Source organism: Actinomycetota bacterium, from assembly GCA_040754375.1.
Classification (GTDB): Bacteria; Actinomycetota; Acidimicrobiia; order Acidimicrobiales; family AC-14; genus JBFMCT01.
On sequence record JBFMCT010000004.1, the window covers coordinates 1 to 25,999 of the forward strand.

Sequence of the window (25,999 nt, forward strand, 5' to 3'; positions counted from 1 at the left end):
CCACCCGCGCCACCCTGGCCCGGCCCACCCGCGCCGCCCTGACTTGGCCCGCCCCCGCCCCCCGGGCCGCCTCCCGCCACTCCGCCGGCGAACGCGCTACCCACCCCGCCGCCCGCGGCCCCGGCCACCGCAGCGTTGCCCCCCAGGCCGCCCTCACCGCTGCCGGGGCCCCCACCCGGCCCGCTCGCCACACCGGCGCTGCCCCGGTTGGCAGGCCCGCCCGGGCTCGCACTGCCCCCGGCCCCGCCCCCGACCTCGCCGCGGCCGTGACGACCGGCGGGCCCATCCGGCAAGAGGCGGCCGTCGACCCAGCCCGACCAGTTGTTGGAGAAGGCCACATGGGCCCACGCCCCCCACCGCTCGATGAGCTGCATCTGGACACCGGGCTGGAGAGTGGCCACGACCTCGCCCGCCGGGTCGGGCTCGCGCCAGACCTGGAGCCCGTCGGGGGGCGCGACGTGGGTGACCACGAACCCGCCGCTGTCGGTCATCGGGGACCGCTCACCGCTGGTGGCTCCTCGGGAACGTAGATGGCTGGGCGTCAGGATCCTACGACGGCAAAGTGCTGGTCACCGCGCACTGCATTGCGCATGCGGCCCCCACGGTGCCCGCGCTCACTAGCGCGAAGCACACCGATCCTACCGGTGGGCCCGGCCCGCGGAGGTGGACCTGGCGGCTTGGTAGCGGGCCAGTGCGTCGGCCCTCTCCTGGCCGTGGTCGATGATCGGGGGCGGGTAACCGGCCGGGGCCAGGAGCCCGCCCAGCTTCCACGGCTCGTGCACGGCCGCTCCGGCCACCCCCGCCAGCTCCGGCACCCAACGGCGGACGTAGTCGCCGTGGGGGTCGTGGCGTTGTCCCTGGGTGACGGGGTTGAAGACCCGGAAATAGGGAGCGGGATCGGTGCCGGTGCCCGCCACCCACTGCCAGCCGTGCTGGTTGGAGGCCAAGTCGCCGTCGACCAAGTGGCGCATGAACCACCGGGCGCCCCGCCGCCAGTCCAGATGCAGGTCCTTGACCAGGAAGCTGGCCACCGCCATCCGCACTCTGTTGTGCACCCAGCCCTCCCCCAGGAGCTGGCGCATGCCGGCGTCGATGTAGGGGTAACCCGTCTGCCCCGTGGCCCACGCTTCGAACCGGCGGTCGGCCTCAGGCCCGGTATCGACCTCCATGGCGGCCATCGCCGGCTGGAGCGCCCTGCGGGCCGACTCGGGCCGGTGCCAGAGGACGTCGGCGTAGAACTCCCGCCAGGCCAGCTCGGCCCGGAACTTGGCCGCGCCGGGGCCCTCGCCCAGCTGGGCCAGCACCTGCCGGGGGTGCAGCGTGCCCCACCGCAAGTAAGGCGACAGCCGGGAGGTGCGGTCGAGGTCGGGCCGGTCCCGGAGGGTGCCGTAACGGTCCACGTCGGCCATGAAGGCGTCCAGCCGCCGGTGGGCAGCCGCCTCACCTGCTGGTGGCAGCGCGGCCTTGACATCGGGGGCCCCGGGCCGGCCCGCAGATGCCACCCCGCCGACCCACGTGACGGGCGGGACTTCCACCGGGACACCCCAGCCGTGGGCTGTCCACCCCCGGTGGAACGGGGTGAACACCCGGTACGGCTCCCCGCGGGCCGCCCGTACCTCTCCGGGATCGACGGCGTAGGGCGAACCCGACCCCACCAGCGGGACCGGGCCCAGGGCCTCGGCCACGGCACCGTCCCGCCCGCGCCCGTACGGACCGAAGTCGGCCGACACGTACACCGCTTCGGCCTCCACCTCCCGTACCAGGGCGGGAACCACCTGCTCGGGCCGTCCGTGGCGGACCACCAGGCGGCCCCCCGCCTGTTCGTCCAGGGCGGCCAGCGTTCGGGCCAGCCAGGCCCGGCGGTTGTCCCCCGACGGCCCCCACAGACGGTCGTCGACGACGAACAGGCCCACCACACCCCCCGGGCGCGACGCCCCAGCCTCGGCCAGCGCCGGGTGATCGGCCAGCCGCAGGTCCCGCCGGAACCACAGGACCGCCGTCACGGGCCGTCCCCTGACGAAACCCGCGCGGGAAACGTGGGCGGAACGCCCACGATTCCCGCGCAGGTTTCGGGGGGCCTCAGTGGGGGCGGACCATGATCAGCCGTCGAGGCGCAGGGCGGAGATGAAGGCTTCCTGGGGGACCTCGACGCGGCCGATGGACTTCATGCGCTTCTTGCCCTCCTTCTGCTTCTCGAGGAGCTTGCGCTTGCGGGTGATGTCACCGCCGTAGCACTTGGCGATCACGTCCTTGCGGACGGCCTTGACAGTGGTACGGGCCACGATCCGGCCCCCGATGGCGGCCTGGATGGGGACGTCGAACTGCTGGCGGGGGATGAGCTCTTTGAGCTTCTCGGTCAGGCGGCGGCCGTAGTCCTCGGCCCGGGACCGGTGGAGGATGGCGCTGAAGGCGTCCGCCTGGGCGCCGTTGAGCAGCAGGTCGACCTTGACGAGGTCGGCGTGCTCGTACCCCGCGGGTTCGTAGTCGAGCGAGGCGTAACCCTTGGTGCGGCTCTTGAGCTGGTCGAAGAAGTCGATCACGACCTCGGCCAGGGGGATGCGGTAGACGAGCTCGACCCGCTCGGGGCCGAGGTACTCCATCTTCTGCATCTCCGCCCGCCGGCCCTGGGCCAGCTCCATGACCGTGCCCGTGTACTCGGTGGGCAGCAGCAGGGTGACGGTGAGGTAAGGCTCCTCGATGGCCGAGAGCTGGTTGGGCGGGGGCAGCTCGGCGGGGTTGGAGACCTCGGTGGTGCCGCCCCCGGCCAGGTGGGCCACGTAGGCCACCGACGGGGCGGTGGCGATGAGGCTGAGGTTGAACTCCCGTTCGAGCCGCTCGCGAACGATCTCCATGTGCAGCAGTCCCAGGAAACCGCAGCGGAACCCGAAGCCGAGCACACCCGAGGACTCGGGCTCGAAGGTGAACGACGAGTCGTTGAGGCGCAGCTTGTCGAGGGCGTCGCGCAGGTCGGAGAAGTCGTCGCCGTCGACCGGGTACAGGCCGCAGAACACCATGGGCTTGGGCTCGCGGTAGCCGACCAGGGCCTCGGGGGCGGGGCGGGCAGCAGTGGTGACTGTCTCACCCGCCCGGGCCTCGCCCACGTCCTTGATGCCGGCGATCAGGTAACCGACCTCGCCCGGGCCCAGCTCGGCCACCGGTGTCGGGGAGGGGGAGCGCACCCCGACCTCCTCGGCGTCGTGGGTCACCTTGGCCTGCATGAAACGCAGGCGCGACCCGGCCGTGAGCACCCCGTTGACGACCCGGATGGCGCTGATCACCCCCCGGTACTGGTCGTAGTACGAGTCGAACAGCAGGGCCTGGAGGGGGGCGTGCGCGTCGCCCGACGGGGGCGGGACCCGGGCCACGACCTCGTCGAGCAGTTCGGGCACGCCCGCGCCCGTCTTGCCGCTGATACGCAGGACGGTCGTGGGGTCGATACCCAGGACGGCCTCGATCTCGGCCATCACCCGCTCGGGCTCGGCCGCCGGCAGGTCGATCTTGTTGACCGCGGCCACGATCTCTAGGTCGTGCTCGATGGCCTGGTAGGCGTTGGCCAGCGTCTGGGCCTCGATGCCCTGGGTGGCGTCGACCAGCAGCACCGCCCCTTCACAGGCGGCCAGGCTGCGCGACACCTCGTAGCCGAAGTCGACGTGGCCAGGGGTGTCGATCAGGTGGAGCGTGTAGCCCTTCCAGTCGAGGCGCACGTTCTGGGCCTTGATCGTGATCCCCCGCTCCCGCTCGATGTCCATCGAGTCGAGGAACTGCTCGCGCATGTCCCGGGGGTCGACGGCGCCGCACAGTTCGAGGATGCGGTCCGACAGCGTCGTCTTGCCGTGGTCGATGTGGCTGATGATGGCGAAGTTGCGGGTCTTGTCTTGAGGGATCATGGCTCGCGCCCATTCTGGCCGCTGGCCGGGCCGTCGCCCGTCAGGCGTCGCTCAGAACGTGCAGCGGGACTGGCGGGTCTCGTCGACCAGACAGAGAACGAGGAACACCACGGGCCGCCCGGCGGCGTCCACGCCCTCGAACCGGTGCTCCTCCAGGTCGGGCCCGGGGAGCAGGGCGAGCGAGGCGCCAGGGGGCGGCAGGCGGCCGTCGTCGCCCACGCTCACCAGCCGGCCCGCACCACCGTCGAGGTTGAGCCCGACGTCGGACCCGGGCTGGAACCCGGCGCCCGTGACCGTGAACGCCCCGTTGCCGGTGTCGACGCACAGCGACGCCTGCCCCTCGGACCGGCAGTCACGGGCCTCGCTCCCGGAGGCCCCACACCCTGGGGTCAACAGAGCCAGCAGCAGCGGCCCGACGGCCGAGGAGACGAGGCGGGCTGCCCGCGAGGGCTCGTACGCCATAGGCTCAGTGCAACATCCCGAGCCCGGGGCGGCAATGGTGCTGGCAGGTGTGTTCGCCCTGTGGGGTTAACCCCAGGGGCCCGGGGCGGGCGACACCACATGGCCGACTCCGGGACCCACACCGCCATCACCGAGGGGCCACGGGCCTGGCACGCCATGGCCAGCGCCGAGGTGGAGGACGTCCTGGGCAGCGGTCCCGGCGGCCTGGGAGCGGCCGAAGTGGAGCGACGGCGCCAGCAGTGCGGCCCCAACCAACTCGCGGACCAGCCGCCCACGCCCCCGCTGGTCGTGCTGGCCCGCCAGTTCCGCAGCCCGCTCATCTACATCCTGCTGGCCGCCACGGTCGTCACCGTGCTGCTGGAGGAGTACCTCGACGCGTCGGTGATCGCCGTGGTGCTGGCCCTCAACGCCGTCATCGGGTTCACCCAGGAGCGTAAGGCGGAAGGGGCCGTTCGGGCGCTGATGGGCCTCGTCGTCCCCCGGGCCCGGGTGGTCAGGGACGGCCAGGAGTGGGAGGTCGACAGCCGTGAGCTCGTCCCCGGTGACGTCGTGCTGCTCGAACCGGGTGCGCGGGTGCCCGCCGACCTCCGGCTGGTAGCGGCCAATGCCCTGGGGGTGGACGAGTCCCTGCTCACGGGCGAGTCGCTGCCGGTCACCAAGCGGACCGGACCGGTGGCCGAGCGGGTGCCGCTGGCCGACCGGGTGAACATGGCCTACACCGGTTCGGTGGTCACCACCGGGCGGGGCCGGGGTGTGGTGGTGGCCACGGGGGCGGCCACCGAACTGGGGGCCATAGCCGGGATGATCCGGGCCGAGGAGGCGCCCGAGACGCCCTTGCAGCGGCGCATGGGGGAGTTCGCCAAACTCGTGGGGGTGGCCGTCGGCGTCTCCGCGGTGGTGGCCTTCGTCACCGGTGTGGCCCGCGGTGGTCGGGCCGAGGAGATGTTCCTCACGGCCGTGGCCCTGGCTGTGGCCGCCATCCCCGAGGGCCTGCCCGTCGTGTTCACCGTCACGCTCGCCCTCGGGGTGCGGCGGATGGCCAGGCGCAACGCCATCGTCCGGCGCCTGCCGGCCGTCGAGACCCTGGGCAGCACGACGGTGATCGGATCGGACAAGACGGGCACGCTCACCCAGAACCGCATGACCGTCCAGCGGGTGTGGGCCGCCGGGCAGGAGTACACCGTGGACGACGGGGGGGTGTGCCTGGCCGCCGACGGGACACCCGCACCAGTGCGAGACGGCACCCCGCTCCACCTGACCCTCCTGGCCGGCGTACTGGCCAACGAGGCCGAGGTCTACCGCACCGCCGACGGCCTGCAGTTCACGGGCGACCCCACCGAGGCTGCTCTGCTGGTGCCGGCCATCGGGTCGGGGATCGAGCCCGACGAGGTTCGCGAGGCCCTCCCGTCGTTCGCCGAGGTCCCCTTCGAACCGGAGCGCCGCTACTCGGCCAGCGTGCGGGACCGCCACGGGGCGCACACGGTCTATGCCAAGGGGGCGCCGGAGCGCCTGGCCGGGCTCTGCAGCCACATGGCCGGACCGTCTGGCCCGGTGCCCATCGACCCGGCGGCCGTCCACGCCGCCGCCCGCCACTTGGCCGCCCGGGGCCTGCGGGTCCTGGCCATGGCCTACCGCGAGCTGCCCCGCCCGCTGGCCGGCCCGCAGGACGTAGGTGAGCCCGAGGCCATGGTGTTCCTCGGGATGCAGGCCATGATGGACCCGCCCCGGCCGGGCGTGCGCGAAGCGGTCGCCACCTGCCACGGGGCCGGAGTTCGGGTGGCGATGATCACCGGCGACCACGCCATCACGGCGGCCGCCATCGCCCGTGACCTGGGGATCGGCGACCCCGACGGCCACGTGGTCACGGGCACGGAGCTCGACGCCATGGACGACGAGACGCTGCGGGCCGAGGCCCAGCACGTCAACGTCTACGCCCGGGTCTCGCCCGAGGGCAAGCTGCGCATCGTCCGGGCCTTGGAGGCCAACGGCGAGGTGGTGGCCGTGACGGGCGACGGGGTGAACGACGCCCCCGCCCTCAAGGCGGCCGCCATAGGGGTGGCCATGGGCCGCAGCGGGACCGACGTGGCCCGGGAGGCGGCGGACATGGTCCTGGCCGACGACAACTTCGTCAGCATCACCGCGGCCGTCGAGGAGGGCCGGGTCGCCTTCGACAACGTGCGCAAGGTGACGTTCTTCCTGGTCTCGACGGGGGCGGCCACGATCGTGGCCATCCTCGTGGGGGTCTGGGCGGGCTGGCCGTTGCTGATGCTCCCGGCCCAGCTCCTGTGGCTGAACCTGGTCACCAACGGTCTGCAGGACGTGGCCCTCGCCTTCGAGCCCGGCGAGAAGGGGGTGTTGCAACGTCCGCCCCGCCGGCCCGGCGAGGGCGTGCTGTCGCGGCTGTTGTGGGAACGGGTGCTGCTGGCCGGGTTGGTGATGGCGGCCGGGACGCTGGCCCTGTTCCGCTGGGAGCTCGACCGGGGCGGCACGCTGGCCCAGGCCCAGACGGTGGCCCTGTCGACCATGGTCGTGTTCATGGCGTTCCACGTGGGCAATGCCCGCTCGGAGGCCGTCTCGCTGTTCCGTCTGAGCCCGGTCTCCAACCCCTTCCTGTTCGTGGCCGCGGTGGCCGCGCTGGCGGTCCACGTGGCCGCCCTCTACCTGCCTCCCACCCAGTACGTCCTGCGGGTCGAGCCCATCGGGGCCGACGCCTGGGCCCGGATCGTGGCCGTGGCCGCCACCGTGCTGGTCGCGGTCGAGGCCCACAAGGCGTTCCGAGCCCGCCGGCCGGTGCGCCGACCGGCCGGCCCGCGGGCCCACCGGTGAGGAGCCCCCGTGACGCCGGCCGCCGGTAAGCCGGCCCCCACTGGACCGGCCCCCGCCCGACAGGGCCGCGCGTCGGGCTCAGAGGGTCGGATCGTCCCCCCGCTGAGGGTGGCGGCCGAGCTGGGCGCGTAGATCGGCGGCCGCTTGGGCCAGTTGGGACCGGTCGAGGTCAAGGTCGACGCACAGGTCGCCGCCGCCCGTGACCCAGGGCGGGCGTAGCTCGAGGGCGAAACAGGCCGTGACCAGCGCCCGGTCGGCGTGACCGGGCACCGAGCGGCCGGTGAGGGTGAGGTTGGGCTCGCTCATGGCGATGGGCCGGTTGGCCACCAGGTCGGCGCGCTGGGACAGGGCCAGCAGCCAGCGCACCGTGTGGGCTGTCTCCCAAGTCGTGAGGCAGGGGTCGACTACGTGCCAGGCACCCTGGGGGGCCACGATACGTACCTCGATCAGCAGGGAGTTGGAGTCCCAGGGGTCGACCGTCTCGTCCGGGAACTGGTAGCCGGTGATCGTCAGGCCCAGTTCCGTCCCGTTTCGGCCGCGTAGCAACACGTCATGTAGCCTTGTCGCTCCATGGCCAACATCAAGAGCCAGATCAAGAGAAATCGCCAGAACGAGCGCCGACGCCTCCGCAACAAGGCGGCGCGCTCGGAGATCAAGACCCGCGTGAAGTCGGCTGTCCAGGTCGCCGAGCAGGGCGGTGACAGTGCCGAGGCCCTGAAGCTGGCCATCAAGCGCATCGACAAGGCGGCGGCCAAGGGCACGATCCACAAGAACCAGGCGGCCAACCGCAAGTCACGTCTCATGCGCCGCATAGCCAAGGCAGGAGCGGCCTCGTCCTGAGGCCCAGGCCCAGCGCCGCTAGCGCCCGCGGGCGGGTGCGGCAGTAGCCCGGCCGGAGCGGCTGGAGGCGGCCAGGCGGGCGACCAGTACCTCCATGATGAGGGCCGGCGGCCAGTCGACCGTGCCTTTGAGGGCCAGATCTGCGTCGGCTAGCAGGCTGATGGCCCGGGCGATGCGGGCGTTGCCCATGCGCCGGGCCTGCATGAGGGCCTTCTTGGCCGGGAACGTCGACCCCGTCATCCCCAGGGCGGCGGCTGCCGACCTCTCGTCGGTCACCTCGTCGTCCCCGTCGAGGCGCAGCATGCGCGAGTAGTGGGTGTGCAGGCTGGCCATCACGACCAGTGGGTGGCGTCCCCCGCCTTCGAGCAGGCGGCGGAGGTGCTCCAGGGCCTTGGCCGCGTCGCCCCGGTCGATGGCGTCGGTCAGCTCCCAGGGAGCGACCGAGCCGGCCTGGCCCAGGAAGGGGGTGACGTCCTCGGCTCCTAGCCGGGCCCCGGGACCGAAGCCCGAGGCCAGCGTCTCCAGCAGGGCGGGCAGCCTGCTCAGGTCCTCCCCCAGGTGCTCGGCCACGGCCGCGGCGGCCGCCGCGTTGAGCTTGACGGGGGCGTCGCGGAGCCGGGCCGCCAGCCACGCCGACCGGCCTTTGCCAGCGGGGACATCGGCGTCGACCACGTGGCCCACCTTGCGCACGGCGTCGACCAGGGGCCGGGCCAGTTGGCCTCCGCCCCCGACCAGCACGACCGCCGTCGTGGGGAGCGGGTCGGACAGGTAGGACACCAGAGGCCCGACGTCGGCCGTCGAGAACCGCCCGACGGCCCGGGCCACCACCACCCGTCGGGCGGTCAGGAAGGGCGGGGTCTGGGCCGTGTCGACGATGTCGCGGACCTCGTAGTCGTCGGCCCCTAAGTCCTCGACGACCAGGCCTGCGTCCTCGCCGGCCACGAGGTCGGCGACCACCGACCGCACGGCTTCGGCCACGGCCACCTCGTCCTGACCCCTGATCAGGTAGGCCGGGAAGGGCACGCTCACCGGCCGGCCTCGGCGATGGCCGCCACCACGTCGCTGACCCGGCGGGCCGGCAACGGGTCGGTGGTGCGCACGAGCCTCGCCCCCAAGGAGAGGGCGAGGGCCGCGGGGGCGATGCCGTCCTCACCGGCCGGCACGGTGACCAGCCACGGGAGTGCCGGGCCGCCGGCTGGCGGCCGCTGTCCGGCCGCCACTTCGAGCACTACTCGCCCCGGGATGGTCTCGGCCCACGCCGCCGCGGTGGCGCGGTCGCCGGTCACGACCACCGCGCCCGCGCCCCCCCGGTCCCCGGGCCGGCCCGCGCCCCCCCGGTCCCCGGGCCCTCTAGGGGCCGAACCGGTGGGCTGGCCCCCGGCCGGGGCCGCCCACCGCACCATCACGGCACCGGCGGCCACTGCCGCGGCCGTCACCTGGGGATCGCTCCCGGCGGCGAGGGTGACGGCCACCGGAACGGCGACCACCGGGCGGACCGAGCGCACGGCCCCGGCTGCCCGATCGGCGTCCGTGCCAGAAGCCGTCCCCTCGGGGCCGGCGACCGGGTGGACCAGTTCGACGAGGTCGGCACCGGCGGCGGCTAGCGCCCGGGCACGCCCGACCAGGTCGGGGGAACGGGCGTCGAGGACGGCTACCACCAGCGAGCGGGTGGTGAGGTCGTAGGTACGCTCACCGAGCCGCAGGAACATGACGGCGCGACGGTAGCGGCGTGGTCCGGGGAGGGGCGGGCCGACTTCGTTGCGACCGGTCGAAGCCCGTCATGGAACGCGGGGCGCCAGCCTCGCACGGCCGTCAAGCGCCGGGGGACGACGCGGGCGAGAGCTGGCGGCGGGCCTCGCCCACCATGGCAACCATGGCCCGGCGGACCTCGTCGGGGGTCGTGCACGGCTCCGGGAAAGCCAGGCGGACGGCCGACCGGCCCTCGGGACCGGCCGCCACCATCTCGAACCCGTAGCTGTCCACCGCCGACATGGTCGCCTCGGCCGTCGACGGCCGACCGCCCTGGTGGCGGCACAGGAGCACCTGGGCCTCGGCGTGGTCGGCGTTCATGTGGCCGACGATGGCTGCGGCCGCTGCCCCGGCTAGAGGGTCGGGCCGGGCGCTGGCGTAGGCCGCCGCCTCGACCCAGCTCATGCGCCCGTAACCACCGACGTAGCGGATGGAGCCCACCGAGAGGCGGAAGAAGGTGAAGTCGCCGAAGTCGATGTAGTACGACGCCGTGGGCACGGCCTCCAGGTAGCGGGCCCGGGTGTCGGCTCTCTCGTCGGGCCCGACTTCGGCCATCAGCCCCAGCAGCGTCACCCGTCCGACGGCCAGCGGGTCGGACCCGTCGGGGACCGGTTCGCTCACGAGGAGGCTGGCGCGGGGGTCGCCCAGGGCGTTCTGGGTGTGTTGGGCCATGCGGCTCAGGAACAGGAGCGGGTTGCCAGCCCCGTCGATGGCGTAGCTGGCCACTGACCCGTAGGGGTAGCCCCCGGGCTCGACGGCCAACGTGCAGAGCGCCCCACGGCTCGAGGAGGCCACCAGCGTCCGGCACCGCTCGGCGTGGGAGGGCTCGGCCGGTGCCGGCCCGGCGGGCCGGGTCTCCGTGCTCCCGGAGCCCTCGCCGGTGCCGGCATCGGGAACGGCGTGCTGAGACGGTCGTTGCGTCATGGCCCCGACGGTAGGCGCTACCCGGCTGTTGGCGAACCGGTGTGCCAAACACGCCAGCGACGGCGCGTCCGCCACACCGGTCCAGGCGGCGGCCCGGGCTGGCGGGGGCGGCGTCAGGCTGACTCCACGGTGGCCCAGGCCATCCCCACCGGCCGAGCGCGCGCCCTGTCCGTCATCTGACCAGGATGACACCGACGGCGAAGAGGCCGGCTGCCGAGCCCAGGCTGAGCGCCAGGTTGGCGAGGGCGAACCCGGCGGCGGCCACCCTGCGCCGATCGCCGGCCAGCTTGACCGTCTCCCAGGCGGCCGCGCTCCAGGTCGTGAGACCGCCGCACAACCCGGCCCCGACGACCACGAGGACCGTCTCGGAGGCTGTCCCGGCGGCCATCACGCCGGCTAACAACCCGAGCACGGCCGAACCGATGGCGTTGACGACCAGGGTGGACCACGGGAAGCCCATGCCAGCCCGGTGGGTGAAGGCGACGTTCACCAGGTGGCGCAACACTGCCCCGAGGCCTCCGGCCAAGCCCACGATCACCGCGAGGGTCACCCCGGGTTCCCGGCCGGAAGGCGCCGCGCCCCCAAGACCCCGAGGGCGGCGGCCGCAGTGCCTGCCGCGACGGTGGCCCCGACGTAGAGGGCGGCGGCCGCCCAGCGCCCGGCGCGGGCCAGTTCGTGGGTCTGTACGGCGAAGGCCGACATCGTCGTCCACGAGCCGAGCAGACCGGTGCCAACGAAGGGTCCGGCCAGGCGCGGCGCCAGCCCCCGGGGGGCCCAGCCGGCCAGCAGGACGGCCAGCGCCCCGAGCAGCAATGACCCGGACACGTTCACCGAGAGGGTGGCCCACGGCAGCCGCCCGCTGACGGCCGGCCAGGCCTGCTCGAGCTGGTAGCGGCCGAGCGTCCCCAGTGCTCCGCCGGCAGCCACGGCCGCGACCACGGCCCAACTGAGGGCTTCACCCGAGGCCTTGGCGCCCGGCGCGGGCTCACGATGGGCAGCCATGTACCTCCTCGGACGCGCGAACGACCGGCCACCATAGGGCGGACTGGCACCATGCGGTCCAGGCCACCCGTCAGCAAGACCACGGCCCGGGCCGAGGCCGAGTCACCTTGGTGGGGCTCGGCTGGTGGACACGGTGGTCGCCAGGCGGCCGTCGGCGTGCTCGATGTGGACGATCAGGGCTCCGACCTCGACGACGCTGCCCGATGGCGGGACGGTGGCGCCCAGGACCTTGGACTTGGGCGGGGCCAGTACAACCCCGGCCGGGAACCTGCGCTGGAGGGTCTCGGCGGCGCGGGCCTCGCTGGTCCCCGGCCGGCTGGCGATCAGGATGTCGAGGTCGCGCACGCCTGCTTGATGGAGGGCCGACATCAACCGGTCGGGCGAGCCACTGGCTCCGTCGAGCACCAGGACGGTCGCATGCCCATGGCGCCACAGGGTTGCTCCCCGGCCCACCGACACGGCCATGTCGGTGCCGGGCCGGGCGATCCCCACCGCGGGAAGCAGCATGGCCACCATCGCCAACCCCGCCCCGGCCCCGGCCAGCCCTCGCCGCCCCCGGGTCAGGGCCCAGGCACACCCGGCCAGGGCGGCCCCCGCGGCGACCACATGGGCGAGCCCGAGGTGGCCGAGGGGCATGGACCCGGTCACCCTGGCCACTCCGGCCACCCAGGCGAGCATGGCTCTCGTCGGCAGGTGTGCGAGGGTCGCCAGCGGCTCGCCCGCCAGCCCGGCCGGGAACCCGGCCGCCAGTCCCCAGACCATCAGCGGGCCCGACGCCGGCAGGGCGGCCAGGTTGGCCAACACCGTGGCCACCGGCAGGCTGCCGAAGGTAGGGACCATGATGGGGGCCACGCCCGCCTGGGCGGCCAGGGTCAGCCCGAGGGCGGCGGCCACCGGCCGGGGCCCGGGGATCAAGGCGGTCAGTCGCCGGGCGAACAAGGCGATGCCGACGCACGCTCCCACCGACAGGCGGAAGCCGACGGAGTGCACGAGCATCGGGTCGATGATCACCAGGGCGGTGACCGCCAGGGCTAGGGCCCTGACCGTCGATGCCGGCCGCCCGAGGTTGGTGGCCAGGAGCGTGACCGAGGCCATGGCCACCGCACGGAGCACGGGGGGCTCCCACCGCGTGATCACCCCGAACAACACGAGGACGGCCATGGCGGCCACCAGCCGGCCCCGCAACCCGAGGCGCTGGAGGACGGGCCCGGCCAGGGCCAGGACGAAAGCGACGTTCTGCCCCGACACGACCAGGAGGTGGGCCAGTCCCGACGCCCGGAAGTCGTAGGTCACCTCGGGCGGCTGGCCCCGGTCGTCGCCCAGCACGAAGCCTGTCAGCAGGCTGCGGCGCTCGATCGGGACCGACTCGGCGCCCGAGACGATCGTGCGCCGGATGCCGTTGGCCAGCCGGCTGGTGAGGCCGCCCGGCTCCCAGTCGCCGACCTCGTCGATGGTCATACGGGCGGAGATGTGCCGGGGCGCGAGCCAGCGCCGCAGGTCGTCGGGCAGGGGGCTGAGCCGGCCTTGCACTTCGACCCGCTCGCCCGCCAGCCGGCGGTCGAGCCGGCCCGCGGCCCGGCCCCTGGCCCAGGCTTCGACCCGGCGCCCGTCCACCCGGAGGTCGACGCGCAGCGCGCCCGACACGTTGCGGGGATCGCCCGCCAGCTTCACGACCCCGGCGAAAGGGGCGGGCTCGGGCGGGGCCAGGCCGGCCCACGATCTGGCCCCCATCTCCGATGAGGCCAGCGCCACTGCGATGACGAGCAGGAGCGGCCGGCGCAGGACCAGGGCGACCAAGGCGGCCACGACCGCCACCGCCAGCGGGACGGGCCTCGCCCACAGGGCGCCGGCCGCTGCGGACAGCGCCATGAGCACCGCGGCGACATCGCTCACGGGCGGAACCGAGTGGCATCGGGCGCACGCCGGGCCCGCGGCACGCTCCCCCCGCCCGACATGACGGTGGGGGGCCGGCCCGGGGTCCAGCCGTCGACGGCTGTGGACGCCGGGCCGAGCCCGGCACAGCTGCTCCGAAGGCCGCTCACCGAGCCCAGCCCGTCCCCGAGCGGGTTCGGGCCTGGGCCGCCCCCGCACCTGGCCAGGGCCCGGCTGCCGTGGGCCTGGCCCGGCCCCGCACCCGCGGGCCCACCACGGACGCCGCCCCTACCTCCCACGCTGGCCCGCCCGCCTAGGGCCCTGCTGCCCGGCCCGACCCCGCGGCCCACCACGGCGGCCCCGCCCCCTCGGCCCCCACTGGCCCGCGCGCGGTCCATGGCCCTGCTGCCGTGGGCCTGGCCCGGCCCCGCACCCGCGGGCCCATCACGGACGCCGCCCCTACCTCCACGCTGGCCCGCCCGCCTAGGGCCCTGCTGCCCGGCCCGACCCCGCGGCTCACCACGGCGGCCCCGCATGGCCCTGCTGCCGTGGGCCTGGCCCGGCCCCGCACCCGCGGGCCCAACGCGGCCCCCTGCCTCCCCCGCTGGTCGACGCCGGGTCAATCCGCGGCCCTGGGCCCGCGCCATCAGACCTTCACCAAGGGGCGGAGGGACTCGAGCTTGGCGGGGCCGATACCCGGGACCTCGAGCAACTCGGTGACGGACCGGAAGGGCCCGTGACGGGTGCGGTAGGTGATGATGGCGTTGGCCGTGGCCGGCCCGACACCTGGGAGGGTGTCGAGCTGGGCGGCCGTGGCCGTGTTGAGGTCGACCAGCCCGGCCGTGGTCGGTGGCCCGCCCCCGGCCCCTGCTAGCCCGCCGACCTCCGTGCTCGGGGGCTCGCCCTCGCCCCGCCGGGGGACGTAGACCCGGTCGCCGTCGGCCACTCGTGCGGCCAGGTTGAGGCGGTCGAGGTCGGCCTCGGACAATGGACCGCCGGCCGCGGCCAGCAGGTCGGCGACCCGGGCGCCCGCGGGCAGGGCATAGACGCCAGGACTGGCCACCGCTCCGGCGGCGTGCACCGTGGCCAAGGGACCCTCACCCGGGCCCTCGCCGACCGCCCCGCCCCCCGCTCCGCCGCCGACCGCTCCGCCGCCGACCGTTCCGCCGCCGGCCCCGGGGCCGGCCAAGGGACCGCCCGCAGGGTCAGTGGCGGGGGAGGCACCAGGCGGAAGGGCGCCTTCGGTGGCGCCCGCCTGAGGCAGGGTCAGGCGGGGGGCGGGCCCTGACGGCGAGCGCAGGACGCTCACCACGAACACGACGGCCACCGCCCCGGCCAGTGCAGCCGCCGGCCACCAGGCCCACGGGGGCACACGTTGGGCCCAGGGGCCGAGCCAGCTCGGCGGGGTGGCGGGGGTCTCGGACGGCGGCTCCACGGGCGCGGCTCTCCCGGTCGATGGGACGACAGGGGGAAGCGCCTGAGGCCATCATATACCGCAGGATGTGACAGTTCCTACCGGATCGCCTGGCGACCTCCTCGGCCGGGCCTCGAAGCGACGATCACGCCCGTACCCCGGCGGGCGGGGTACGGGCGGGGGATAGCCCGACAGGTCTAGCGAACCTCCCGCCCGGCGGCTCGCTCGGCCTCGATCTCCAGAGGGATCAGCCGGTAGGCAGCCCGGTGACCGAAACCGGCCCATCGCGCCCGCGCATAGGAGCCCAGGTAGGCCCGCAGGAAGCCGACAACCCCCAAGCGCCGCCACTGGCGAACGTGTTCCTCTTCGTGGCGCAGCAGGCGGGCGTTGCCGGCGTGGGCCGTCCGCACGGAGATGACCGAGCCGATCGTTATGGCATCCGAGCCCGGGGGAACAGGCCCGCCCACCCACAGCCAGTGGTCGCCCCGCCGCTGCCAGCCCACGCCGCCCACGCTCGTCCCGCCGGCCGTCAGTACAGCCGCGAGGCCAGCGCCCGGCGGTAGCGGGGGGTGCGGGGGTCGTCGGGGCCGAGCAGTTCGAGAACGTCGACGAACTCCTGGCGGGCGTCGTCGTCGCCCTTGACCCGGTCCAGCAGGCTGTCGAGGCGGGCCTCCACGTCGGCCGGCCGGCCGCCGTCGGGCCCGACGCGCGCCAGGGCCGCGACCCGGCGGGTGGCCGGCGACTCCGGCACCCGGGCCAGCAGGGCCAGGGCCTCCTCGCTGTCACCGCGGGCCACGAGCAACTCGGCCAGCCCGATCACCGAACGTTCGTGGGACGGGTCGAGCTCCAGCGCCTGCCGGTATGAGGCCTCGTCGCCCTTGGCGGCCAGGAGGTCGGTCTCGCTCTCGGGCGGGGCCAGGCGGGCCACGAACTCCCGGACCTGGGCTTCGGGCAGCGCCCCGATGAACGAGTCGACGACCTTGCCGTCCTTGAGGGCGTAGACCGCGGGGATGGACTGCACCCCGAAGGCGGCCGCCACCTGGGGGCTGGCGTCGACGTCGACCTTGGCCAGCTCGACCTGACCGTTGGTCTCGGCCACCACCTTCTCGAGCACCGGCCCGAGCGTGCGGCACGGCCCGCACCAGGCGGCCCACAGGTCGACCACGACCGGGACCTGGGTGGAGCGCAGGACCACGTCCTGCTCGAAGGTGGCGTCGGTGACATCGGTAACCATGGCTTCTCCAGTCCTCCTGGCTTCGACCACTGGGGACAACCCTTCCCGGCGGGCCCCGATTCCATGGCACTGTTCTACGGTGATCGTATGACTCCCGGCTCGGGCTCAGACCTCTACCAGCTCTCGGCCGGGCATCCTCCGGTCGAATCCCCCGTCCTGGTCATGGCGCCGGACGGCTGGATCGACGCCGGGCTGGGCGGGAGCGGCGCCCTCGGCGCGCTCGTCGAGGGCATGGAGACGGCCCTGGTGGCCACGTTCGACAACGATGCCCTGCTCGACCATCGCGCCCGCCGTCCGGTCGCTCGGATCGTCGACGGGGTCTACCAGGACGTGCTGTGGCCCGAGATCGAGCTAAGGGCGGGCAAGGACGCCGAGGGCAACGACGTCCTGCTCCTGGTCGGCCCTGAGCCCGACCACTCGTGGCGCCGGTTCGCGGAGGCCGTGGGGGAGCTGAGCCAGGTCCTGGGGGTGCGCATGCTGGTGGGGATGGGTGCTTTCCCCGCCCCCGTGCCCCACACCCGGCCGGGCGCCCTCGTGGCGACGGCCACGTCCGCCGAGCTGGCCGCCCAGGTGGGGGTGGTCAAGGGCAGCCTCGACGTACCCGCGGGGATCGTGGTGGCGCTCCAGCGCCGCTTCGCCGACCTCGACATCCCGGCCGTGGCCCTGTGGGCCAAGGTGCCCCACTACGCGGCGGCCATGCCCTACCCGGAGGCCAGTGTCCTGCTGCTGGACGGCCTGGCCAGTGTCGCCGGGGTCAAGGTCGACGCCAGCGGGCTGCGGGAGGCGGCGGCCGCCGCCCGTGAGCGGCTGGAGGAGCTCATCGAGAACAGCACCGAGCACCGGGCCCTCGTCCGCCAGCTCGAGGCCCAGGCCGACGCCGAGGCCGCCCGGGAAGCCGAAGGGGGGGAAGGCCCCTCGTGGGGGGACCTGCCGGGGGCCGACGAGCTGGCCGCCGAGGTCGAACGCTTCCTGCGCGAGCAGAGCCCGTAGAGCCCCGGCGGGGACGCGCGCCATAAGCGTCCGCCGTTGTCTCTATCGTTACCCGCAAGGACGCGACTCCAAACCCCGAGGGGAGACGCCTTGCGACGTTCTCTAGTTGCCACTGCGGCCGGCCTGCTGGGCGTGGCCAGTCTGGGCCTGGTGCCCGCCTTCACGGCCGTGTCCGGGGCCCAGGCCCACGGCCACGGTTACGACGTGTCGTGGCCCCAATGCGGGCGTGCCCTGCCGGGTGACGGCGCCTTCCGCATCGTGGGGGTGAACGGAGGCCGCCCCTACACCGACAACCGGTGCCTGGGTGTGCAGTACGAATGGGCGAAGGGGGCACCGGCGGCCGCCTTCTACGTCAATACCGCCAATCCCGGGACAGCCACCCGGGCGCTCGACTGGCACGCCCAGCGCAGCCCCGATCCCGGTTGCAGCCAGTCCAACGAGACGGCCTGCGCCTACAACTATGGGTACAACGGCGCCCGGCTGGCGTTCGCCTACGCCCAGGCCGAGACGGGGGCGGCGTCGAACCACAGCTGGTGGCTGGACGTCGAGACCATGAACTCGTGGTCGTCCGACAAGGCCCTCAACGTGGCCTCCATCTCGGGTGCGCTCGCCTACTTGCGGACTGAGAACGTTCCCATCGGGGTCTACTCGACCGGCTACCAGTGGGGGGTGATCACCGGCGGGGCGTCCATGCCCGAGCTCCCCAACTGGGTGGCCGGTGCCCGCAACGGCGAGCAGGCGGCCACCTGGTGCGGGCCCGAGCGGTCGTTCACGGGCGGGCCCGTCGCCCTCGTCCAGTGGGTGCAGGACGACCTCGACCACAACCACGCCTGCCTGCCCCTGCCCGTCTCGACGGCCGCCGCCCCTTCGGTGCGAGTCGCCCCCAGCCTGGCCGCCCTCCTGAAGGACGTCCTCACCCTCAACCTCCCCAAACTGCTGCGCGACCTCGGTTCCTGACCCGGGCCCGGAACGAGAACTGCGCCCCGTCGGGGGCGCAGTGTCGTCGAGTGTTGGAAGTGGGGGCCGGCTCAGATGAAGCCGGAGAACCGCAGCGCCCGGGCGTCGCCCAGGATCGCCGAGTTCTCCGCCGAGGTGGACTCGCTGATCGGCCCCGTAGGGCCGGTCTCACCCGAACCGCCGGTGGCGGCTCCAGGGTTGGAAGTGGCCGCCGAGTTGGCGGCGCCGGTCGCCCCGGTGTTGGTCGCGCTCGAAGAGGCGCCCGACGTGCCCGAGGAACCGGAGGTCGAAAGGGGAGTGGCGGTGAGGCCACTGTTGCCGCCGTCGCCGCCGCCGGCCACGGTCGTGCCGACGCTGCTGCCGCCGGTGGCGCTGGACGAGCCGCCGCCGACGTTGACCGCCGCGCCGCCCGCCCCGGCCGAGCCGGCGGCCACGCCGCCCGTCCCGCCCGCCCCACCGAGGCTGGCGGCGTCGATGGTGTTGGACGCCGTCCCGGTGCCGCCCGACTGGGAGATGGCGTCGGCACCCGCACCCGAGTTAGCCGAGCTGTTGGCGTTGCCCACCGCGGTGGCCGGGCCGGTGGCCCCCGAGCTGCCGGAGCTGCCCGAGTTGGCCGCACCGCCCGTGGCGGTGGCCGATCCCAAGATGGCGGTGTTGTTGGCTGTGACGTTGGAGGTCGCCGCCCCGGTCGAGCCGGTGGCGCCCGAGTTGCCCGACTGGGCAACGGGATTGGAGATGGCCGTCGAGGTGGCGTCGCCCGTGTTGCCGGTGTTGGTGGCACTGGCCTGGGCGTTGCTGGCGCCCGACGAGCCGCTGGTCGCCGTGGGGTTGATGACCACCGTCGAGCTGCCGCCGGCCCCACCGTTGGCGCTGCCCACGGCCACGCTGCTCCCGCCGGTGGCCGTGCTGGTCCCGTCGGAGAGGATGTTCAGGGCCGCCCCGCCGCCCCCGGCGTCTGCCCCGGCGGCCCCGCCGCCCCCGCCCTGGCCACCGGACCCGAGGGCACCGGCCGTGTTGGAGGCCGTGCCGCTGCTTCCCGAACCGGCATCCGAGCCGGCCCCGGCCCCCGAGGAGGCGTCGCTACCGGCGCCGCCGCCGGCCGTGGCCGCACCCGTGCTGCCCGAGTCCCCCGAGCTGCCCGAGGTCTGGGCCGAGGCGGCCGAGGCCCCGAAGAAGAGAACAAGGAGCAGGGCGGCGGCGGCCGCGGCGGTGGCCACGGCCAGGTGTACGCGTTGGAGGCGCGCAGCAGACGTCGTCCCGCTCATCAGGTGAAACTCTAGTCACGCCGAGTGGTCCTGTCACCTCCAACAATCGATCAAAAGTGCAGGTCAAGTAGGGTCTATAACATCAAGTCGAGGTCGAGGTCGAGACTCGGGAGAGCACGAAAGCCAGTTCTGCGGCCATCTGGCGCACCCTCTCGTCGACCACCATCGAACCGTGCCCGGCGTCGAAGCGGTAGATCTCAACCTCGCCTCCGCGGGCGGCCAGGGCGTCCGTGTAGTTCAGGACCTGTTGGATCGGGCAGCGGCTGTCGTTGTCCCCGGCCAGTACCAGGACGGGGGCCTTCACCCGGTCCACGTAGCTCAGCGGGGACCGCTCCCGGTAGAGACCGCCGACCTCGTCGGGGCTCCCGCCGAACAGCGACCGGTCGAACGACTGGAGGCTAGGGGCCTCGTCGCGATAGGCCGCCACGTAGTCGGCCACGGGCACGGCGGCCACCGCCGCGGCCCAGCGGTCGGGGGCCAGGCCGGCGCCCAGCAGGGTGACGTAGCCGCCCCATGAGCCTCCGGCCAGGACGGCCCGGCCCGGGTCTGCCACTCCCCGGGCCACGAGGTCGTCGAGCCCGGCCACCACGTCCTCCACCTCCGGGAACCCGGGGTTGCCGATCAACGCGTCCCGGAACGCCACGCCGTAGCCCGTCGAACCCCGGTAGTTGACCATCCCGACGGCGAAGCCATGGTCGACCCACGCCTGGACGTCGGCCATGAAGCTGTCGCTGTAGGCCCACGTGGGCCCGCCGTGGACGAGCATGACCACCGGGTGGGGCCCGTCCCCCGGCGGGCGCACGTAGAACCCGTGCACCGGTCCCGCCGGCCCGGTGAACCACCAGGACTGGAACGGCCGGCCCTCGGGGGCTGGGGCCCCAGGGGCCGGGACGACCTCGCGCAGGTCCCGGGCGCCCAGGGTACGCGCCGGCCGGGCGCCGCTGGACACCCGCAGCCAGACCTCCCCGTTGGGGCGGACGGCGGCCGCCGACACGGTGCCGGTGGGGTGCTCCAGGGGGAACAGCGCGCCCGTCGGCAGGTGGAGCTTGTAGAGCTGGTCGCGGCCTTCGTGTTCGTGCAGCAGGAGCAGGGAGGCGCCGTCACCGAACCAGTCGGCCACGCTCACGTCCCCGGGGAGGTCGACGGCCAGGTCCTCGCGCCGGCCTGACGCCACGTCCCAGATGGCGGGGCGGTCCTTGCCCTCCCGCTCGTGGACCAACGCCAGCCGCTGGTCCCCCGGCGTCCGGGCCCAGCCCGCAACCGACAGTCCGAGGCCCTCGCCGTCCCACAGCTCGCCGGCCACCTCACCGGACTGGGGGTCGACGACCCGCACCGCCAGGTGGATGTTGTCGCCGTGCTCGGCGTGCTGGAGGGCCAGCAGGCGCCCGTCACGGGACAATCCGGCCACCTCGACCAACTCGGGGTGGTGGTGCAGGCGCCGGGCCGCGGCCCCCGGGCCGGTGGCCACCCACACGGCGTAACCGTCGTCGGCCGCCGTGCCCAGGGCGATGCACCGGTCCCCGATCGACAGGCCCGTGCTCCACGCATCGGGCACCCCGTCCACCAGGGGGACGTGACCGGGCTCGCTCCGGCCCCCGCCCCCGCCGGCGGCCGCGTCTCGGTCGTGGCTGTCCCCGGCTGCGGGCCCCTCGAAGGGCTCGGCCACCCACTGGCCGATCTCGTCACCGGTGGCGTCGTGGAACCACACCACCAGGCGGCCGTCCGGGGTCACGGCCCCTCCCGGCACCCCGATGGGGTCGTCGGTCACCTGGCGGCGAAGGCCGGTGGCGCGGTCCCAGGCGTAGACCTGCCAGGCCCCGCCCTCGTTCGAGGCCAGGGCCATCCGCTCGGGGGCGTCGCGGCCCCAGTGGGGGAACCCGGCGGTCGGAGCGCGGAACCGCTGCTCCCAAACCGGGACGTTCGCATCGCCGGTCGGGGAGGGCTTCTTCTTGTCGGCCATGGCACAAGCCAACCATGCCGGCCCTGCTGCCCCCGCCCGGCGGTCCGCGCGGAACCTTTTCGGCCCCGGTAGCGTCAGTACAGGTGAGCATCACCGCGATGTGACGGAGGTCCACAGATGTCAACCGCCCCCCCGAGCTACCAGCCCGTAGCCACCCAGGACGAGAGGACGCGCTCGGACTTCGTCATCCGGGTGTACCAGCACCTGGCGCTGGCCATCGTCGCCTTCGTCGGCATCGAGGCGTTCTTCTTCACCACCGGGATCGCCCGCAGCCTCTACGAGATCATCGCCGGCAGCCCGTCGGCCTGGCTCCTGGTGCTGGGCGGGTTCATGATCGTCAACTGGCTGGCCGTCAACGCCTCCCACGACGTGCTCAACCCGTCCAAGCAGTATGCCGGGCTGTTCGCCCTGGCCGTGGCCGAGGCCCTGATCTTCGCCCCGTTCCTCTACCTGCTGTTCAACGTGGCCGACGCCGGCTCGACGGTCTGGTCGGCCGCGTTCGTGACGGCCGTGGGCTTCGCCGGCCTGAGCGTGGTCGGCTACAACACCCGCAAGGACCTGTCCTACATGAAGCCCATCATGAAGTGGGGTTTCGTGGCCGCCCTGGTGCTGATCGTGTCCTCGCTCCTGTTCGGGTTCAACCTCGGGGTCTGGTTCTCGGTGGCCATGATCGCCCTGGCCGGCGGTTCGATCCTCTACCAGACCCAGACCATCATGCGGCAGTACCCGGCCGAGGCCTACGTGGGGGCGGCCGTGCAGCTCTTCGCCTCGGTGATGCTGCTGTTCTGGTATGTCCTGCGCCTCTTCGCGGCGATGCGGCGATAGCCGGCCGCAGCAAGCCCCTGGTGGCGGCCGTGGCCGCCGCCGTGCTCCTCGCCGTCGTCGGTGCCGTCCGCCTTCTCTCGGGGGACGGGGCCGGCGATGGCGGCGCGCCGACCGAGGCCGAGGGGGAGTGGCTGGCCATGAGCCCCTCGCCCCTGGCCGGCCGGTCCTCGGCCGTACAGGAGTGGACGGGCACGGAGATGATCGTCTGGGGTGGGTCGAGCTGCCGCGAGGTCCCGTGCAGCGGGGCCGCGGCCGACCCCCAGGGCGACGGCGCGGCCTACGACCCGGCCACCGACCGCTGGCGCATGATCGCCCCCGCCCCCCTCGCCCCCCGCACGGGCATGGCGTCGGCGTGGACGGGGTCCGAACTGCTCGTCTGGGGCGGGGCCTCGGCCGAGGAGGGCTTCGTGGACGGCGCGGCCTACGACCCGGCCACCGACCGGTGGCGGCCGATCGCGTCCGCCCCCTTCCCGGCCCGCCGCACCGCCGGCATGTGGACGGGCCAGGAACTGGTCGTGTGGGGTGGGCGCGACTTCGCCAGCGCCGAGCTCCTGGCCGACGGCGCGGCCTACGACCCGGCCACCGACCGCTGGCGCACGCTCTCGCCCTCGCCCCTGTCGGCCCGCGACCTGCGGGGCGGCATCGTGTGGACGGGACGGGAGGTCCTCATGTGGGGCGGCGGCACGGGTGACACCGCCTTCGCCGACGGCGCGGCCTACGACCCGGCCACCGACCGCTGGCGTTCCCTGCCCCGGTCCCCCCTCGAAGGCCGGTTCGCCCGCATCGCGTGGACGGGCACCGAGGCCGTCATCTGGGGCGGGGAGGACTGGCGCCAGGTGTTCAACGACGGCGCGGCCTACGACCCGGCGGCCGGCACGTGGCGATCGCTGGCCGAGGCCCCGCTCAACGCCCGGGTCAGCCCCACGGCCACCTGGACGGGTCGCGAGGTGCTGGTGTGGGGCGGCAGCCCGGGCACGTTCGCCAACTTCTTCGGCGACGGCGCGGCCTACGACCCGGCGGCCGACACGTGGCGCCCCATGGCCCGCTGGTCGGGCCGCCTGGCCCCACCCGGTGTCTGGACGGGCTCGGAGATGATCGTCTGGGGCGGCACCGAACCGGCCGGCCCCTCGACGCCCAGCGCCCACCCCATCCAGTCCTCGGCCGAAGGCCGCCGCTACCGCCCCTGACCGCCCCTGACCGCCCCTGACCGCCCGTGCGCGGGGCCGGCCCGGCTAGACCACCAGGTTGACGAGCTTGGGGGGGACGGTGATGACCTTGCGGGGGGCGCGGCCTTCGAGGGCGGCGGTGACCTTGTCCGAGGCCAGGGCCAGGCGCTCCATGTCCTTGGCGCCCACGCCGGCGTCGACCTCGATGCGGTCCCGGACCTTGCCGTTGACCTGCACGACCATGGTGGCCGTCTCGGCCCGGGCCAGTTCGGGGTCGGCCACCGGCCAGCGCTGGTCGTGGACGTGCTCGCCGGGGTGGCGGCGCTCCCACAGCTCGGCGGTCAGGTGGGGCACCATGGGGGCCATCAGCAGCAGCAGGGTGTCGACCGCTAAGCCGTCCCCGCCGCCCCGCTTGGTCAGCAGGTTGGTGAACTCCATGGTCGCGGCCACCGCCGTGTTGTAGGACCACCGCTCGTAGTCCCCCGAGACCCTCTCGATCAGCCGGTGCGTGGCCCGTTCGAGGTCGTTGTCCCCGGCCACCGGCTCGGCCACCCCCAGGCGCCACACCCGCTGGAGGAACCGCCGGCAGCCCTCAATGACCTCGTCGGACTGCTCGGACCAGTCGACGTCGTCGGCCGGCGGCCCCACGAACAAATGGAACAGGCGCAGGGCGTCGGCCCCTACCGACTCGAAGTACTTGGAAGGGGCCACCAGGTTGCCCTTCGACTTGGACATCTTGGACCCGCCCATGCGGATCATGCCCTGGGTGAACAGGCGGGCGAAGGGCTCGCGCATGTCCTTGGGGGCCACCCCCAGGTCGGCCAGGGCCTTGGTGAAGAACCGGGCGTACATGAGGTGCAAGATGGCGTGCTCGATGCCCCCGATGTACTGGTCGACGGGCATCCACGACTCCACGACGGCCGGGTCGAACGGGGCCGAGCGGTTCGTCGGGTCGCAGAAGCGCAGGAAGTACCACGACGAGTCGACGAACGTGTCCATGGTGTCGGTCTCGCGCACCGACGGCGCGCCGCACTTCGGGCAGGGGGCGTTCAGGAACCCCTGGTGGAAGCGCAGCGGCGACTCGCCCGTGGGCCGGAACTCGACGTCGTCGGGCAGGGCCACCGGCAGTTGGTCGTCGGGCACGCCCACGGCCCCGTGCTCGGGGCAGTTGACGATGGGGATGGGGCAACCCCAGTAGCGCTGGCGCGACAGCAACCAGTCCCGCAGGCGGTAGTTGACCGTGCGCCGCCCGATGCCCCGTTCCTCCAGGAACTCGATGGCCTTGGCGATGGCCTCGGCCTTGCCCAGCCCGTCCAGCCACCGGCTGTTGATGGCCGGGCCGTCGCCCGTGTAGGCCTCACCCTCCCAGCCCTCGGGGGGCTGGACCGTGCGGACGATGGGCAGGTCGTAGGCCTTGGCGAAGTCCCAGTCGCGCTGGTCCTCGCCGGGCACGGCCATGATGGCGCCCGTGCCGTAGGTCATCAGCACGTAGTCGGCCAGGTAGATAGGCACGGGCTGGTCGTTGAACGGGTTCACGGCGTACGACCCGGTGAACACGCCCCGCTTCGACAGCGGGCCCTCCGACGACATCCGGTCGACGTCGGACTCCTGGCTGACGTGGGCCACGAACGCCTCCACCGCGGCCGCCTGCTCGGGGGTCGTGAGCGACTCCACCAGCGGGTGCTCGGGGGCCAGGACGACATAGGTCATCCCGAAGGACGTGTCGGGCCGGGTGGTGAACACGGTGATCGAGACGCCTTCGCGGCCAGCCACAGCCAGGTCGAACTCGGCCCCCTCCGAGCGCCCGATCCAGTTGCGCTGCATGACCTTGACCCGCTCGGGCCAGTCGAGGCCGTCGAGGTCGTCGAGCAACTGCTCGGCGTAGTCGGTGATCTTGAAGAACCACTGCTCGAGGTCCCGGCGGCTGACCACGTCGCCCGAGCGCTCGCACGTGCCGTCGGCCAGCACCTGCTCGTTGGCCAGCACCGTCTGGCAGCCGGGGCACCAGTTCACCGGGGCCTTCTTGCGGTAGGCCAGGCCCGCCTCCCACAGGCGCAGGAAGATCCACTGCGTCCAGCGCATGTATTCGGGGTCGTGGCTGCGCACCTCGCGGCGCCAGTCGTACATCGACCCCAGCCTCTCCAGCGAGGCCCTCAGCTCACCGATGCGTTCGTCGGTGAACGGCCGGGGGTGCACGCCCGAGCGGATGGCGGCGTTCTCGGCCGGCAGCCCGAACGAGTCGAACCCGATGGGCGAGAGCACGGCGTAGCCCGACATCGTGCGGTGGCGCACGATCAGGTCGCCGAAGGTGTAGTTGCGCACGTGGCCCATGTGGGCCGGGCCGCTCGGGTAGGGGTACATGCACAGGCAGTAGAAGTGGGGCCGGGGGTCGCCGTTGTCGACCTGGTAGGCGCCCGTCTCCCGCCACCGGGCCTGCCACTTGCGCTCGGTCTGCTGGGCGTCGTAGCCCTGCTCGGTCTGGCCCTCGGTGCTCACAGGGGCGATCGTACCGGCGCCCGTCGCCGGCCCGCCCCGGTTAGCGCGTGCCCACGTCCGCCACCGACACGACGGGCAGGCAGCGTGCAACCAGGGCCGTTAGGATCGTCTACTCGACAAGGGCGAAGGC

General features: G+C 73.7%; 23 protein-coding genes. 6 read left to right on the forward strand and 17 right to left on the reverse strand.

Going from position 1 to position 25,999, the window contains the following annotated elements; translation table 11 throughout:
* The 4 genes from AB1673_02765 to AB1673_02780 form a co-directional block, all read right to left on the reverse strand.
* The coding region (locus AB1673_02765) for an SH3 domain-containing protein (GenBank protein ID MEW6152899.1) at positions 1-491 on the reverse strand (491 nt) is incomplete at its 3' end.
* A 147-nt stretch (positions 492-638) separates the two neighbouring features.
* Entirely contained in the window at positions 639-2,003 is a 1,365-nt protein-coding gene (locus AB1673_02770) for a deoxyribodipyrimidine photo-lyase (protein MEW6152900.1), read from the reverse strand.
* A gap of 96 nt (positions 2,004-2,099) precedes the next feature.
* Entirely contained in the window at positions 2,100-3,887 is a 1,788-nt protein-coding gene (gene lepA, locus AB1673_02775) for a translation elongation factor 4 (protein MEW6152901.1), read from the reverse strand.
* 51 nt (positions 3,888-3,938) lie between these two features.
* Positions 3,939-4,349: a hypothetical protein gene (locus AB1673_02780; GenBank protein MEW6152902.1), complete on the reverse strand. Its 411-nt coding sequence runs from the start codon at positions 4,347-4,349 to the stop codon at positions 3,939-3,941.
* A gap of 60 nt (positions 4,350-4,409) precedes the next feature.
* On the opposite strand from AB1673_02780, the gene AB1673_02785 reads away from it, so the two are divergent.
* Entirely contained in the window at positions 4,410-7,175 is a 2,766-nt protein-coding gene (locus tag AB1673_02785) for an HAD-IC family P-type ATPase (protein ID MEW6152903.1), read from the forward strand.
* Positions 7,176-7,253: 78 nt separating this feature from the next.
* Here AB1673_02785 and AB1673_02790 read toward each other — a convergent pair whose 3' ends face one another.
* Positions 7,254-7,721: a hypothetical protein gene (locus AB1673_02790; GenBank protein MEW6152904.1), complete on the reverse strand. Its 468-nt coding sequence runs from the start codon at positions 7,719-7,721 to the stop codon at positions 7,254-7,256.
* Between the two features lie 24 nt (positions 7,722-7,745).
* Here AB1673_02790 and rpsT point away from each other — a divergent pair, with 24 nt between their 5' ends.
* The gene (gene rpsT, locus AB1673_02795) at positions 7,746-8,015 is read left to right on the forward strand and encodes a 30S ribosomal protein S20 (protein MEW6152905.1); all 270 of its coding nucleotides are present in this window, start codon (positions 7,746-7,748) and stop codon (positions 8,013-8,015) included.
* Between the two features lie 18 nt (positions 8,016-8,033).
* Here the strand turns inward: rpsT and holA are convergent, their stop codons facing one another.
* The 9 genes from holA to trxA form a co-directional block, all read right to left on the reverse strand.
* The gene (gene holA, locus AB1673_02800; GenBank protein MEW6152906.1) at positions 8,034-9,044 is read right to left on the reverse strand and encodes a DNA polymerase III subunit delta; all 1,011 of its coding nucleotides are present in this window, start codon (positions 9,042-9,044) and stop codon (positions 8,034-8,036) included.
* Entirely contained in the window at positions 9,041-9,724 is a 684-nt protein-coding gene (locus AB1673_02805) for a hypothetical protein (GenBank protein ID MEW6152907.1), read from the reverse strand. The genes holA and AB1673_02805 overlap by 4 nt, the downstream gene beginning before the upstream one ends.
* Positions 9,725-9,827: 103 nt before the next feature.
* Entirely contained in the window at positions 9,828-10,688 is an 861-nt protein-coding gene (locus AB1673_02810; GenBank protein MEW6152908.1) for a DUF2470 domain-containing protein, read from the reverse strand.
* Between the two features lie 172 nt (positions 10,689-10,860).
* Positions 10,861-11,238 carry a CrcB family protein gene (locus AB1673_02815; GenBank protein ID MEW6152909.1) on the reverse strand — a complete coding sequence of 126 codons (378 nt, stop codon included), beginning with the start codon at positions 11,236-11,238 and terminating at the stop codon, positions 10,861-10,863.
* Positions 11,235-11,690, reverse strand: a complete 456-nt coding sequence (locus AB1673_02820) for a CrcB family protein (protein MEW6152910.1) — start codon at positions 11,688-11,690, stop codon at positions 11,235-11,237. Before AB1673_02820 ends, AB1673_02815 begins: the two co-directional genes overlap by 4 nt.
* Positions 11,691-11,792: 102 nt before the next feature.
* Positions 11,793-13,583: a ComEC/Rec2 family competence protein gene (locus AB1673_02825; protein MEW6152911.1), complete on the reverse strand. Its 1,791-nt coding sequence runs from the start codon at positions 13,581-13,583 to the stop codon at positions 11,793-11,795.
* Between the two features lie 625 nt (positions 13,584-14,208).
* Positions 14,209-14,997, reverse strand: a complete 789-nt coding sequence (locus tag AB1673_02830; protein MEW6152912.1) for a ComEA family DNA-binding protein — start codon at positions 14,995-14,997, stop codon at positions 14,209-14,211.
* A gap of 176 nt (positions 14,998-15,173) precedes the next feature.
* Positions 15,174-15,479: a hypothetical protein gene (locus AB1673_02835; protein MEW6152913.1), complete on the reverse strand. Its 306-nt coding sequence runs from the start codon at positions 15,477-15,479 to the stop codon at positions 15,174-15,176.
* Between the two features lie 26 nt (positions 15,480-15,505).
* On the reverse strand, positions 15,506-16,210 hold the full coding sequence (gene trxA, locus AB1673_02840) for a thioredoxin (GenBank protein ID MEW6152914.1): 705 nt from the start codon (positions 16,208-16,210) through the stop codon (positions 15,506-15,508).
* An 87-nt stretch (positions 16,211-16,297) separates the two neighbouring features.
* Between trxA and AB1673_02845 the strand changes: the two genes are divergently transcribed.
* Positions 16,298-17,200 (forward strand): PAC2 family protein, encoded by a 903-nt coding sequence (locus tag AB1673_02845; protein MEW6152915.1) that lies wholly within the window; start codon positions 16,298-16,300, stop codon positions 17,198-17,200.
* 90 nt (positions 17,201-17,290) lie between these two features.
* Positions 17,291-18,157 carry a hypothetical protein gene (locus AB1673_02850; GenBank protein MEW6152916.1) on the forward strand — a complete coding sequence of 289 codons (867 nt, stop codon included), beginning with the start codon at positions 17,291-17,293 and terminating at the stop codon, positions 18,155-18,157.
* A gap of 71 nt (positions 18,158-18,228) precedes the next feature.
* Here AB1673_02850 and AB1673_02855 read toward each other — a convergent pair whose 3' ends face one another.
* Positions 18,229-19,422 (reverse strand): hypothetical protein, encoded by a 1,194-nt coding sequence (locus tag AB1673_02855; GenBank protein ID MEW6152917.1) that lies wholly within the window; start codon positions 19,420-19,422, stop codon positions 18,229-18,231.
* Positions 19,423-19,504: 82 nt separating this feature from the next.
* Positions 19,505-21,382, reverse strand: coding sequence for a prolyl oligopeptidase family serine peptidase (locus AB1673_02860; protein MEW6152918.1), 1,878 nt, complete (start codon positions 21,380-21,382; stop codon positions 19,505-19,507).
* A 117-nt stretch (positions 21,383-21,499) separates the two neighbouring features.
* Here AB1673_02860 and AB1673_02865 point away from each other — a divergent pair, with 117 nt between their 5' ends.
* Positions 21,500-22,207 carry a Bax inhibitor-1 family protein gene (locus AB1673_02865; protein ID MEW6152919.1) on the forward strand — a complete coding sequence of 236 codons (708 nt, stop codon included), beginning with the start codon at positions 21,500-21,502 and terminating at the stop codon, positions 22,205-22,207.
* Positions 22,208-22,227: 20 nt separating this feature from the next.
* The gene (locus AB1673_02870) at positions 22,228-23,394 is read left to right on the forward strand and encodes a hypothetical protein (GenBank protein MEW6152920.1); all 1,167 of its coding nucleotides are present in this window, start codon (positions 22,228-22,230) and stop codon (positions 23,392-23,394) included.
* Between the two features lie 45 nt (positions 23,395-23,439).
* Here AB1673_02870 and leuS read toward each other — a convergent pair whose 3' ends face one another.
* Complete coding sequence (gene leuS, locus AB1673_02875; protein MEW6152921.1) at positions 23,440-25,869, reverse strand: leucine--tRNA ligase; 2,430 nt, start codon at positions 25,867-25,869, stop codon at positions 23,440-23,442.
* Positions 25,870-25,999: the final 130 nt, after the last annotated feature.

Bases quoted from the DNA above. Each gene is read 5' to 3' on its own strand.
- lepA (MEW6152901.1), bottom strand. From the start codon at position 3,887: ATGATCCCTCAAGACAAGACCCGCAACTTCGCCATCATCAGCCACATC.
- AB1673_02780 (MEW6152902.1), bottom strand. From the start codon at position 4,349: ATGGCGTACGAGCCCTCGCGGGCAGCCCGCCTCGTCTCCTCGGCCGTC.
- rpsT (MEW6152905.1), top strand. From the start codon at position 7,746: ATGGCCAACATCAAGAGCCAGATCAAGAGAAATCGCCAGAACGAGCGC.
- AB1673_02805 (MEW6152907.1), bottom strand. From the start codon at position 9,724: ATGTTCCTGCGGCTCGGTGAGCGTACCTACGACCTCACCACCCGCTCG.
- AB1673_02810 (MEW6152908.1), bottom strand. From the start codon at position 10,688: ATGACGCAACGACCGTCTCAGCACGCCGTTCCCGATGCCGGCACCGGC.
- AB1673_02820 (MEW6152910.1), bottom strand. From the start codon at position 11,690: ATGGCTGCCCATCGTGAGCCCGCGCCGGGCGCCAAGGCCTCGGGTGAA.
- trxA (MEW6152914.1), bottom strand. From the start codon at position 16,210: ATGGTTACCGATGTCACCGACGCCACCTTCGAGCAGGACGTGGTCCTG.
- AB1673_02845 (MEW6152915.1), top strand. From the start codon at position 16,298: ATGACTCCCGGCTCGGGCTCAGACCTCTACCAGCTCTCGGCCGGGCAT.
- AB1673_02855 (MEW6152917.1), bottom strand. From the start codon at position 19,422: ATGAGCGGGACGACGTCTGCTGCGCGCCTCCAACGCGTACACCTGGCC.
- AB1673_02860 (MEW6152918.1), bottom strand. From the start codon at position 21,382: ATGGCCGACAAGAAGAAGCCCTCCCCGACCGGCGATGCGAACGTCCCG.
- AB1673_02865 (MEW6152919.1), top strand. From the start codon at position 21,500: ATGTCAACCGCCCCCCCGAGCTACCAGCCCGTAGCCACCCAGGACGAG.